The organism is Enterovibrio paralichthyis (genome assembly GCF_019209835.1).
GTDB lineage: Bacteria > Pseudomonadota > Gammaproteobacteria > Enterobacterales > Vibrionaceae > Enterovibrio > Enterovibrio paralichthyis.
The window spans coordinates 50,017-61,548 of sequence record NZ_JAHUTS010000027.1 but is presented as its reverse complement, the minus strand read 5'-3'; the positions used below and the strand labels follow the sequence as shown (position 1 = coordinate 61,548).

11 protein-coding genes are annotated in these 11,532 nt (G+C 51.6%); 9 read left to right on the top strand and 2 right to left on the bottom strand.

From position 1 onward, the window contains the following. Nucleotides 1–248 precede the first annotated feature (248 nt). The 4 genes from KU854_RS21305 to KU854_RS21290 all read left to right on the top strand — a co-directional run bounded on the left by KU854_RS21305 (nucleotide 249) and on the right by KU854_RS21290 (nucleotide 5,215). On the top strand, nucleotides 249–704 hold the full coding sequence (locus tag KU854_RS21305; RefSeq protein ID WP_218360340.1) for a DNA polymerase III subunit chi: 456 nt from the start codon (nucleotides 249–251) through the stop codon (nucleotides 702–704). Between the two features lie 20 nt (nucleotides 705–724). Then, the gene (locus tag KU854_RS21300) at nucleotides 725–3,583 is read left to right on the top strand and encodes a valine--tRNA ligase (RefSeq protein ID WP_218360339.1); all 2,859 of its coding nucleotides are present in this window, start codon (nucleotides 725–727) and stop codon (nucleotides 3,581–3,583) included. A 169-nt stretch (nucleotides 3,584–3,752) separates the two neighbouring features. After that, nucleotides 3,753–4,157, top strand: coding sequence for a DUF2061 domain-containing protein (locus KU854_RS21295; RefSeq protein ID WP_218360338.1), 405 nt, complete (start codon nucleotides 3,753–3,755; stop codon nucleotides 4,155–4,157). 149 nt (nucleotides 4,158–4,306) lie between these two features. Further along, the gene (locus KU854_RS21290; protein WP_218360337.1) at nucleotides 4,307–5,215 is read left to right on the top strand and encodes a bifunctional helix-turn-helix transcriptional regulator/GNAT family N-acetyltransferase; all 909 of its coding nucleotides are present in this window, start codon (nucleotides 4,307–4,309) and stop codon (nucleotides 5,213–5,215) included. Between the two features lie 86 nt (nucleotides 5,216–5,301). Here the strand turns inward: KU854_RS21290 and rraB are convergent, their stop codons facing one another. Next, complete coding sequence (gene rraB, locus KU854_RS21285) at nucleotides 5,302–5,700, bottom strand: ribonuclease E inhibitor RraB (RefSeq protein WP_218360336.1); 399 nt, start codon at nucleotides 5,698–5,700, stop codon at nucleotides 5,302–5,304. 508 nt (nucleotides 5,701–6,208) lie between these two features. Between rraB and arcA the strand changes: the two genes are divergently transcribed. From arcA to KU854_RS21260, 5 genes are all read left to right on the top strand, one after another. Further along, the gene (arcA, locus tag KU854_RS21280) at nucleotides 6,209–7,429 is read left to right on the top strand and encodes an arginine deiminase (RefSeq protein WP_218360335.1); all 1,221 of its coding nucleotides are present in this window, start codon (nucleotides 6,209–6,211) and stop codon (nucleotides 7,427–7,429) included. A gap of 205 nt (nucleotides 7,430–7,634) precedes the next feature. After that, a complete protein-coding gene (argF, locus tag KU854_RS21275; RefSeq protein ID WP_218360334.1) occupies nucleotides 7,635–8,639 on the top strand; it encodes an ornithine carbamoyltransferase in 1,005 nt (334 codons plus the stop codon). 275 nt (nucleotides 8,640–8,914) lie between these two features. Then, nucleotides 8,915–9,844, top strand: a complete 930-nt coding sequence (gene pyrB / locus KU854_RS21270; RefSeq protein ID WP_218360333.1) for an aspartate carbamoyltransferase — start codon at nucleotides 8,915–8,917, stop codon at nucleotides 9,842–9,844. 15 nt (nucleotides 9,845–9,859) lie between these two features. Beyond that, nucleotides 9,860–10,327, top strand: a complete 468-nt coding sequence (gene pyrI, locus KU854_RS21265; RefSeq protein WP_054780227.1) for an aspartate carbamoyltransferase regulatory subunit — start codon at nucleotides 9,860–9,862, stop codon at nucleotides 10,325–10,327. Between the two features lie 179 nt (nucleotides 10,328–10,506). After that, nucleotides 10,507–10,896 carry a RidA family protein gene (locus KU854_RS21260; RefSeq protein ID WP_218360332.1) on the top strand — a complete coding sequence of 130 codons (390 nt, stop codon included), beginning with the start codon at nucleotides 10,507–10,509 and terminating at the stop codon, nucleotides 10,894–10,896. Between the two features lie 63 nt (nucleotides 10,897–10,959). Here the strand turns inward: KU854_RS21260 and idi are convergent, their stop codons facing one another. Continuing rightward, on the bottom strand, nucleotides 10,960–11,496 hold the full coding sequence (idi, locus tag KU854_RS21255; protein WP_218360331.1) for an isopentenyl-diphosphate Delta-isomerase: 537 nt from the start codon (nucleotides 11,494–11,496) through the stop codon (nucleotides 10,960–10,962). Between the last annotated feature and the right edge of the window lie 36 nt (nucleotides 11,497–11,532).

Sequence of the window (11,532 nt, the reverse complement as noted above, 5' to 3'; positions counted from 1 at the left end):
TCGCGAGGGTAAGGGCTGTGGTCAATTGCAAAATAAAAGGCTCTAAGTATGGGGACTTAGAGCCTTTATAAGCCATCTGTTGGATCGTTCAACCGATCATTTATCTCTTAACTGATCGGCATTAGGCCTCGGCCTCCTTTTTTGTTGCTTGCATTTTTAGTTGCCTCAATGGGCAACACCACGCACACTGAGCCGAACAAAATACCGCCGCGTTAATACCGCTGCGCTAGGCAAAAAAGGAACAACCAATGAACGGCATGGCCACCTTCTACTTACTGGACGAATCACACAACGATGCGTCATTACGTATGGTGGAAAAAACGTGTCAACTATCTGCCCTTTTTTGCCAGCAAGGCATGAAGGTATTTATCAATGCCGGCGACAAACCGCAGGCAGAAGCTATCGACGAAATGCTGTGGCAGCAATCGTCCGATGCCTTTGTTCCCCACAATCTGGTGGGTGAAGGGCCAAGAGGCGGTGCGCAAGTTGAAATCGGCTGGCCGGGTGTACGCCATTCCGGCCACCGGAATGTGCTGATAAATTTGGCGCAAGAAGCAGCAACTTTTGCGCCTTCCTTTGCACAAGTGGTAGACTTCGTGCCTTGCGATGAAGCTCTCAAGCAACAGGCTCGGGAACGCTACAAAATATACCGCATGGCGGGGCGCCAGATGCGCACCCTCGCCATTGAAGAAATGTCCTATTAAATCAGTCCATCAAGAGCGCTATGGAAAAGACATACAACCCAACATCAATTGAAAAGGCGCTGTACCAGCGCTGGGAAGAGGCTGGCTACTTCAAGCCTCACGGTGACACATCTAAAGCTGCTTACAGCATCATGATCCCACCACCCAACGTCACTGGCAGCCTGCACATGGGCCACGCGTTCCAGGATACCATCATGGATACCCTGATCCGCTGTGAGCGTATGAAGGGCAAAAACACCCTGTGGCAGGTCGGTACTGACCACGCCGGTATCGCGACCCAAATGGTTGTAGAGCGCAAGATCGCGGCAGAAGAAGGCAAAACCAAGCACGATTACGGCCGTGACGCTTTCATCGACAAGATCTGGGAATGGAAAGGCGAATCCGGTGGCACGATCACCAAGCAGCTGCGCCGTCTGGGTGCGTCTGTAGACTGGGATCGTGAGCGCTTCACCATGGATGACGGCTTCTACGCAGCGGTTCAGGAAGTGTTTGTACGCCTGTACGAAGACGACCTGATCTACCGTGGCAAGCGTCTGGTTAACTGGGACCCGAAACTGCACACGGCTATTTCTGATCTGGAAGTAGAAAACAAAGACGTGAAAGGCCACATGTGGCACTTCCGCTACCCACTGGCTGACGGCGTGAAAACTGCGGACGGTAAAGACTACATCGTGGTAGCGACTACCCGTCCGGAAACCATGCTGGGCGACACCGGTGTTGCAGTAAACCCTGAAGATCCACGTTACAAAGATCTGATCGGTAAAGAGATCATCCTGCCAATCGTTGACCGCCGTATTCCAATCGTGGGCGACGAACACGCAGATATGGAGAAAGGCACAGGTTGTGTGAAGATCACCCCTGCGCACGACTTCAACGACTACGAAGTGGGCAAGCGCCACCAGCTGCCGATGATCAACATCCTGACGTTCAACGCGGACATCCGTGATGCAGCCGAAGTGTTTAACACTAACGGTGAAGCAAGCGATGTTTACAGCACTGACCTGCCAGAGAAATACCGTGGCATGGAGCGTTTTGCTGCGCGTAAAGCGATCGTGGCTGAGTTCGACGAACTGGGTCTGCTGGACGAAATCAAAGATCACGACCTGACCGTCCCTTACGGCGACCGTGGTGGCGTGGTTATCGAGCCAATGCTGACTGACCAATGGTACGTTCGCACTGCGACCCTGGCACAGCCTGCGGTTGAAGCGGTAGAAAACGGCGACATCCAGTTCGTGCCTAAACAATACGAAAACATGTACTTCTCTTGGATGCGTGACATTCAGGACTGGTGTATCTCCCGTCAGCTGTGGTGGGGCCACCGCATTCCAGCATGGTACGACAACGACGGCAACGTCTACGTTGGCCGCAACGAAGAAGAAGTGCGTGAGAAGAACGGTTTGGCACCGGTTGTCGTTCTGCGCCAGGACGATGACGTACTGGATACCTGGTTCTCATCTGCGCTGTGGACCTTCGGTACTCTGGGCTGGCCTGCAGAAACCCCTGAGCTGAAAACCTTCCACCCGACTGACGTGCTGGTGACCGGTTTCGACATCATCTTCTTCTGGGTTGCGCGCATGATCATGATGACCATGCACTTCATGAAAGATGAAGACGGCAAACCACAGGTACCGTTCAAGACTGTTTACGTGACTGGCCTTATCCGTGACGAAAACGGCGACAAGATGTCGAAGTCTAAAGGTAACGTGCTTGACCCAATCGACATGATCGACGGTATTGATCTGGAGTCACTGGTAGAAAAACGTACCGGTAACATGATGCAGCCACAACTGGCGGCGAAGATCGAGAAAAACACCCGTAAGACGTTCGAAAACGGTATCGAAGCCTACGGTACCGACGCCCTGCGTTTCACCCTGGCTGCCATGGCTTCAACCGGCCGTGATATCAACTGGGACATGAAGCGTCTTGAGGGTTACCGCAACTTCTGTAACAAGCTGTGGAACGCAAGCCGTTACGTGCTGATGAACGCAGAAGATCAGGATTGCGGCATGAACGGTGGTGAGATGGAATTCTCACTGGCGGACAAGTGGATCGAATCCCAGTTCCAGCTGGCAGCGAAAGAGTTCAATGCGCACATCGAGAATTTCCGTCTGGATATGGCATCGAACACCCTGTATGAATTCATCTGGAACCAATTCTGTGACTGGTACCTGGAGCTGACTAAGCCAGTTCTGTGGAAAGGCACTGAAGCACAACAGCGCGCGACCCGTCACACGCTGATCACCGTGCTTGAGAAGACCCTGCGTCTGGCGCACCCGGTTGTTCCTTACATCACCGAATCTATCTGGCAGAGCGTGAAGCCACTGGTAAACGGCGTGGAAGGCGACACCATCATGCTGCAGGCTTTGCCTCAGTACGATGAAGCACAATTCGATGCAGACGCACTGGCGGACATTGAGTGGGTGAAATCTTTCATCACTTCAATCCGTAACCTGCGTGCAGAATACGACATCGCGCCAAGCAAGCCGATGGACGTCATGCTGAAAGCAGCTGACGAGAAAGACGCTGCACGTGTTGAAGCGAGCAAGCAGGTTCTGATGTCTCTGGCGAAACTGGAAGACATCCGTATTCTGGCAGCTGGCGAAGAAACCCCGGCATGTGCAACTGCACTGGTTGGCAAGTCTACCCTGATGATCCCAATGGCGGGTCTGATTGACAAAGACGCTGAGCTGGCTCGTCTGGACAAAGAGATCGCCAAAACCCAAGGTGAAATCAAACGCATCGAAGGCAAGCTGAACAACCAAGGCTTCGTAGCGAAAGCTCCGGAAGCAGTTGTTGCTGCAGAACGCGCAAAACTGGACGGTTACGCGGAAGCGCTGACCAAACTGGAAGAGCAAAAAGCGACGATCGCTGCACTGTAATTTCAGACATCCGTAAAGACGAAAAGGCCGACAGGAAACTGTCGGCCTTTTTATTTTCCCTTACTCGGCCAATTAATAGTTTTCACCTATCAAAATGATTTACTGAATCCGCATTTACAAATAAGAATTATTTGCAATAATGAATTCATAACCGAATGAGGGAACCGTTATGAAAAAGACCATCAGTTTTGCAGGCATCCATTTTACCGTTGCGTTTACCGTTGCTTACGTGCTGACAGGTGACATTCTGCTGGGTAGCTTGATTGCCATGGTAGAACCGATGGTCAACACCGTGGCTTTCTACTTCCATGAAAAAGCTTGGCAAACACCATTACTGAAACGTTTGGGAATGAATCACCCGGGCCGTAAAACCGCCAGCTTTGCCACCGTGCACTTCTCAGTTGCCTTTGGTGTGGCTTACCTGCTGACCGGCGATATTCTGGTGGGTAGCGTAATGGCGATGATTGAACCAAGCATCAATACCATGGCGTATTACTTCCATGAACGCGTATGGCAGAACAAAGAGCGTTTCCAGTTAATGCAGTGCCACCATCATCATGCTGCAAAGGCATAAATCATCCGGCTTATTCAGCCGGGCATTCACCAGTGCCCGGCTTTAGTTTTCCCTCTTTACTTTCAATCTCCCTCAACTCCCCTTATATTTCCTTGAAAATCGACCTGATTTTTAGCGCCAGCAATTCTTTCCAAGCAAGGATGTAAACCATGAAGACGGGACCTGTAGAGATCCGGCAATTAGTCAGACAACTCCTCCGCCACCGCGGCCTGCTCGACAATATCTACGGCAATGCCGGGCTAACCACCGTGCAGTGCCATGTCCTGATTGAGCTGGAGCAGCAAACCATGGGCGCTGAAGAGCTGGCCAGAAAACTCAATATTGATGTCACCAATGCTAACCGGACCCTTGCTATCCTGATCAACAATGACAGCGTGATGTCGCAAATCGACCCGGCGACCAACCAACCTCGTTATGCCCTGTCAGAGGCAGGAAAAGCGCGCTTGAACGAACACCACTGCGGGATAAACCAACAGATCGCCCTGTATCTGGAACAGCTCGACACGGATGAAATTGAGCTACTAGCGACCTCCTTGCACCGTTATAACCGCGCTATGGAACAGAGCGACAAGCAAGAAGGCTTTACCCTGCGCAGGTTGGAACCGGCAGATAACGCCGCCATTGCCGCGGTGATTCGCAAAGTCTCTGCCGAATATGGCCTGACCGCAGACAAAGGGTTCAGTGTTGCAGACCCTACCCTCGATACCCTCAGCGAAAATTACAAAGCCAGCAATGCTGCGTACTGGGTAATAGAGCAGCATGGGAAAATTCTGGGCGGCGGCGGTGTTGCGCCTTTAGCGGGTGAAGAAGGTGTGTGTGAGCTTCAGAAAATGTATTTCCGCCCGGAACTGCGTGGCCGGGGATTTGCACGGAGGCTGGCAGCAAAGGCAATGAAGTTTGCCCGTGAGCAAGGATTTACCGCATGTTATCTCGAAACCACCGCCTGTTTGAAAGAGGCAATCCGGCTGTATGAATCCATCGGATTTGAACATATGGATAAACCACTTGGTGATACCGGCCACACGGATTGTGAAGTAGCCATGCTGAAAAGGCTCTGATTGTAAGCGACCCTGCGGCTTATCCAGATCCCGGGGTACAAAAAAGCCGGAGCATGCTCCGGCTTTCTCAATTCTGTAGACAACGATTAATCGTCTTCTTCCAGCTCACCTTCTTCTTCGGCGTCTTCTTCATCCGATTCAAAGTAGGTGCCCCAGCCGTCGTAATCGATCTTGTGCTTTTCAGCCAACGCGACCAGTTTTTCCACCTGCTCGTCGATGCGATCCGCATCCAGCGCAGATTCCATCACTGCATCAAAACAGATCACTGTGCCGCCATTTTCCAGCTCCAGCTCTTCTGCTTCCAGCACTTCAAAGCCCATTTTGAACGCATCAACCGCTGCGCCTTCCAGCTCCGCAAAGCTGTCCGCTGACAGGTGGTGTTCAATGGTGTAAAGCGCATCAGGATCGCTGCCGTCTTCCAGCAACGCAGCAATGATTTCACGGGTTTCCGCTTTTTGTTCTTCAATAATGTCGGCGTAAGACATCTGTAAGCTCCAGACTCGAATTAACGGGGGCACTATGGCACGGATTGCAGCGGTTTGCCATGCTAAATTCACCGCCACAGCACATGTTAATCAAAAGTAAAATTGACCTAAACGAACAAGGTTGTCATTATTTGAGAACAGGGATGTAACAACACATGATGCTGGATATAGTTTAAATCACCCAATCTTGCGCCATAAAAACCCTGAATTATGGAATAGTGTGCATTTATTTCGCATAGATACGCACTTATGGATGTGAGGACATACCGAAACAGCCGCTGTATACCTGCAGACAAGGCTTAGGTGTCCAAACAGGATAAATGGATTTACGACGGGTTTTCAGGCGTCTTTGCTATCAGGCGCCACAGTCACAGAATTCTGTCGCTTTATCTCCATTTCCCCCACCGTTTCTGCTGTGAACATGCATTAAGACATTGCATCTTTGTGCGTCCGCGCAGAGAGCAACAAACCGGTTGGGGATTAATAAAAATTCAAGAGAGAAACGATCATGAGTCAGTTATATGTGGGATCTGAAGTCGGCCAACTAAAACGGGTGATGCTGCATCGCCCTGAGCGTGCATTGAACCACCTTACGCCATCAAACTATAAGGATCTGTTGTTTGATGACGTGCTGGCCGTAGAGCGTGCCGGTGAAGAGCACGACCAATTCGTACAAACCCTGCGAGATCAGGATGTAGAAGTTCTGCTGCTGCACGATCTGCTGGCTGAAACGCTGGCCGTGCCCGAAGCCAAACAGTGGCTGCTCAATACCCAGGTTGGCGATTACCGCCTCGGCCACCAGTTTGCAGAAGATGTGCGGCATTATCTGAGCACCCTCAGTGATGATGAGTTAGCGCATATCCTGTTGGGAGGCCTGAGCTACATTGACTTCCCGCACCACTCAGCCTCAATGATGCAGGCAATGCATGAGCGCACAGACTTTATCATTGACCCCCTGCCCAACCACCTATTCACCCGCGATACCTCCTGCTGGGTCTACGGTGGCGTATCGCTAAACCCAATGGCGATGCCTGCACGTCAGCGCGAAACCAATCATCTGCGTGCAATTTACCGCTGGCACCCGCTGTTCGCAGGACAGGACTTCATTACCTATCTCGGCGCCGAGCAACGTGACTACGACAATGCCATGGTCGAAGGCGGTGATGTGCTGGTGATTGGCAATGGAGCAGTGTTGGTCGGAATGTCTGAACGCACCACCCCACAGGGCGTGGAAGCGCTGGCTCGCAGCCTGTTCGCCCACGGTCAGGCCAAAGAGGTGATAGCGATTAACCTGCCAAAACACCGCTCCTGCATGCATCTGGATACTGTCATGACCCACATGGATATCGACACCTTCTCAGTCTATCCGCAGGTGATGCGCAAAGATCTGCAAAGCTGGCGTCTGATCAATAAGGGCAATGGTGACGTTGAAGTCAAAGAAGCCGACTACTTCCTGAACGCCATTGAGAAGGCACTGGAACTGCCACAGCTCAATATCATCACGACCGGCGGTGACAGCTTTGAAGCTGAGCGTGAGCAGTGGAATGATGCCAATAACGTGCTTACCGTCCGTCCGGGTGTGGTCATTGGCTACGAAGGCAACGTTTACACCAATGAGAAATACGACAAAGCCGGCATTACCGTGCTCCCTATCCCCGGCGATCAGCTGGGCCGGGGACGCGGCGGTGCACGCTGCATGAGCTGTCCGATCGAGCGGGAAGGCCTCTAGGTTAACCCTCCTATACAACTACCATAGCAATAAGGCCACCGCTTCGGCGGTGGCCTTTTTATTGTGACGGACAAATCGCCAATAATAATTATTTATTCACAAGGGTTGCATTAATAGTCAAATATAGGTCAATATCGTGATTACTATCAAAGTGGTAGCCACATACCATAAAGAGATACATCAAGATGTTGAAAGGGACCTCACCATGGCATTTAATCTGCGTAACCGGAACTTTCTGAAACTGCTCGATTTCACCCCACAGGAAATTCAGCACCTGCTTGAGCTTTCTGCCGACCTGAAAAAAGCCAAGTACGGCGGCTATGAGCAGCAACGCCTGAAAGGGAAAAACATTGCACTGATCTTTGAGAAAGCCTCAACCCGTACCCGCTGCGCCTTTGAAGTGGCGGCATTTGATCAGGGTGCGCAGGTTTCTTACATCGGCCCTTCCGGTTCACAGATCGGTCATAAAGAGTCGATGAAAGACACTGCCCGTGTACTCGGCCGCATGTATGACGGTATCCAATACCGCGGTTTCGGCCAGTCCATCGTGGAAGAGCTGGGTCAGTATGCGGGGGTACCGGTCTGGAATGGCCTGACAGACGAGTTCCACCCTACCCAAATCCTGGCGGATTTCCTCACTATGCAGGAGCATGGCGGTGGCAAGGCGCTCAGTGACATCTCATTTGCATTCCTGGGGGATGCGCGCAACAACATGGGCAATTCCCTGATGGTCGGCGCAGCCAAAATGGGTATGGATATCCGCTTGGTCGCGCCAAAGCAGTTCTGGCCAGAAGAGTCACTGGTTGAGCAATGCCAAGCCATTGCCGCCCAAACCGGTGCACAAATCACCCTGACCGAGAATGTTCAGGAAGGCGTCCAAGGCTGTGATTTCCTGTATACCGACGTGTGGGTTTCCATGGGTGAAGCCAAAGATGCATGGGATGAGCGTGTTGCCATGATGAAGCCTTATCAGGTCAACATGGATGTGGTGAAAGCCACCGGCAACCCAAAGGTCAAATTCATGCATTGTCTACCGGCCTTCCACAATGATGAAACCACCATCGGTGCGGAAGTGGCAGAAAAATACGGCATGAAAGGTCTGGAAGTGACCGAAGAAGTGTTTGAGTCTGATTTTTCCATCGTTTTTGATGAAGCAGAAAACCGCATGCACACCATTAAAGCGGTGATGGTGGCAACGCTAGGCAACTGAGCGCACAAATTGCCGGGTTGCACCCCTGAAAAATGGGCGTATAATCCTTCGCAATTTGTCAAAAAAACGAACCGGAATGCCACATTTAGCGCCACAATCTGCTGCTAAAACCTGCCGAATCGCGGCATTGGCACCATTTTTCGTTTTTAAAGGAATTAGAAGAAAAGCCTCCTGATCGGGAGGCTTTTTTTTGGCCGAAATTCACCATTCACCACTGTCGCAACGTGGGCGAGCTACCACGACTGCACAGGGAATCTGTTAAGGGAAGAGAAGACATGGCGACCTCGCTGTACAACAAACACATTATCTCCATCCCGGAGTTGTCCCGCGAAGAACTGGAACTGATTGTCGACACCGCCGGCAAGCTGAAAGCCGAACCCAACCCCACTATCCTGAAAAACAAAGTGGTTGCGAGCTGCTTTTTTGAAGCATCTACCCGCACCCGACTATCGTTTGAAACCGCAGTGCAGCGTCTTGGCGGCACAGTGATCGGCTTCCCGGATGGCGGTAACACCTCTTCAGGTAAAAAGGGCGAAACCTTGTCTGACTCGGTGCAGGTGATCTCTTCCTACGTCGATGCCTTTGTGATGCGCCACCCGAAAGAAGGTGCTGCGCGTCTGGCATCTGAATTCTCTAAGGGCGTGCCTGTGATTAACGGCGGTGATGGTGCTAACCAACACCCATCCCAGACCTTGCTCGACCTGTTCAGCATCTTCGAAACCCAGGGCCGTCTGGACAACCTGAATATTGCCATGGTCGGCGACCTGAAATATGGCCGTACTGTACACTCCCTGACCCAGGCGCTGTCAAAATTCAACAACAACCGCTTCTACTTTATCGCGCCGGATGCACTGGCAATGCCGGACTACATCCTCGAAGAGCTGGAGCAACAGGGCATCAACTACAGTCTGCACAGCAGCATTGAAGAAGTGATCCCTGAGCTGGATATTCTTTACATGACCCGCGTACAGAAAGAGCGTCTGGACGAGTCAGAATACCAGCACATCAAATCAGCGTTCATCCTGGATACCCCGCAACTGGCGGAAGCACGCGACAACCTGAAAGTGCTGCACCCGCTGCCACGTGTGGATGAAATCACCGTTGCCGTCGATAAAACCCCGTACGCCTACTACTTCCAGCAGGCAGAAAACGGCGTCTATGCGCGTCAGGCACTACTGGCACTGGTTATCAACGGCAGCATTTAAGGCAGGAGCATTATCATGGTTAAAGAACACAAACTTCAGGTTGAAGCGATCAAAAACGGTACCGTTATCGACCACATCCCTGCCAATGTCGGTTTCAAGGTCATGAAGCTGTTCAAGCTGCATAAAACCAACGAGCGTGTGACAGTCGGCCTAAACCTGCCTTCTTCTGCGCTGGGCGCCAAGGATCTGATCAAAATCGAAAACATCTTCGTGACTGAAGAGCAGGCGCAACAACTGGCACTTTACGCGCCCAAAGCAACCGTCAACCAAATTGAAAACTACCAGGTTGTTGCCAAACTGCCGCTGACGCTGCCAAAAAGCATTCAGGGCGTATTCCGTTGCCCCAACACCAACTGCATCACCCACGATGAGAAAGCGGTAGAGAGCAGCTTCAACGTGATTGAAAAGGCAGACGATGTGCACCTCAAGTGCAAATACTGCGAGAAAGTCTTCTCTCGAGAGATCATGACTGAAAGTCACTGATAAACACTTTCGACGTGTTTCAAAGAGCCGGCTGAGATGCCGGCTTTTTCTTGCCCATGAAGCGCGGAAAGTACCAAAAGACGAGTAAAATGTGACGTCTTGGGTTTACGCTGGCGCCGACGCAGTGCAGACTAAGCGCCATCCCTTTTGTCGCTACTGTTTAGATTAAGGAAAGGTAAATGACTAAAGTGCTTCACACAGAACATGCTCCAGCAGCTATCGGCCCATACATTCAGGGCGTTGATCTGGGCAACATGGTACTGACTTCGGGCCAGATCCCAGTGAACCCGGTAACGGGCGAAGTGTCTGCTGATATCGCCGTGCAAGCGCGCCAGTCTCTGGAAAACGTAAAAGCGGTGGTTGAAGCTTCAGGCCTGACTGTCAGCGATATCGTGAAAATGACCGTATTCGTAAAAGATCTGAACGATTTCGGTACCGTAAACGAAGTTTATGGCAAGTTCTTCGACGAGCACAATGTAGAGCACTATCCAGCGCGCTCTTGTGTGGAAGTTGCCCGCCTGCCAAAAGATGTTGGCATCGAGATTGAAGCCATTGCTGTTCGCAAGTAATTGCTACAAAACGAAAAAAGCGACCTGATGGTCGCTTTTTTTATACCTGCGCATCACACTTTTTTATGCCGCAAGCTGGCGCTCAATACGGTTGACCACCATCCCAAACCAGGCCGTAAACAACTCCGGCGATTGCGCCATGGTTGATGACATTTCCTGCTCAGGCCACCAACGCCAGCCCATGACCTCTTCCGGGTTCGGTGTCATGGCAACGTCATCCACCTTACACACGATGATCTGATCCAGCTCATGCTCGGTCAGGTTATTGTCCAGCTCGGCACGGTAGCAAAATGTTTCGCCCATTTCGAACTGGAGTGGCGCAGCAATACCCAGCTCTTCATTCAGGCGGCGCGCCGCTGCAGTTTCAAAAGATTCTCCCTGCATGGGGTGCGAGCAGCAGGTATTGGTCCAGAGCCCGCCGCTGTGGTACTTACCCAACGCACGTTGCTGGAGCAGGTATTCACGCCCCTTTTCAGTTTCACGGTAGATCATCACAGAAAATGCCAGATGCAGCAGACCTTGTTGGTGCGCTGCCATCTTTTCAGCCAGACCGGTGGGCTCACCCTTCTCCGTGACCAGAACAACCTGATCTCTCAGCATACTTGTCTTACTTCTTTTACAAAAACAGGATTCCAG

Excerpts from the sequence above, each read along its gene's own strand:
- KU854_RS21305 (WP_218360340.1), top strand. The coding sequence starts at position 249 with ATGAACGGCATGGCCACCTTCTACTTACTGGACGAATCACACAACGAT.
- KU854_RS21300 (WP_218360339.1), top strand. The coding sequence starts at position 725 with ATGGAAAAGACATACAACCCAACATCAATTGAAAAGGCGCTGTACCAG.
- KU854_RS21295 (WP_218360338.1), top strand. The coding sequence starts at position 3,753 with ATGAAAAAGACCATCAGTTTTGCAGGCATCCATTTTACCGTTGCGTTT.
- KU854_RS21290 (WP_218360337.1), top strand. The coding sequence starts at position 4,307 with ATGAAGACGGGACCTGTAGAGATCCGGCAATTAGTCAGACAACTCCTC.
- rraB (WP_218360336.1), bottom strand. The coding sequence starts at position 5,700 with ATGTCTTACGCCGACATTATTGAAGAACAAAAAGCGGAAACCCGTGAA.
- arcA (WP_218360335.1), top strand. The coding sequence starts at position 6,209 with ATGAGTCAGTTATATGTGGGATCTGAAGTCGGCCAACTAAAACGGGTG.
- argF (WP_218360334.1), top strand. The coding sequence starts at position 7,635 with ATGGCATTTAATCTGCGTAACCGGAACTTTCTGAAACTGCTCGATTTC.
- pyrB (WP_218360333.1), top strand. The coding sequence starts at position 8,915 with ATGGCGACCTCGCTGTACAACAAACACATTATCTCCATCCCGGAGTTG.
- pyrI (WP_054780227.1), top strand. The coding sequence starts at position 9,860 with ATGGTTAAAGAACACAAACTTCAGGTTGAAGCGATCAAAAACGGTACC.
- KU854_RS21260 (WP_218360332.1), top strand. The coding sequence starts at position 10,507 with ATGACTAAAGTGCTTCACACAGAACATGCTCCAGCAGCTATCGGCCCA.
- idi (WP_218360331.1), bottom strand. The coding sequence starts at position 11,496 with ATGCTGAGAGATCAGGTTGTTCTGGTCACGGAGAAGGGTGAGCCCACC.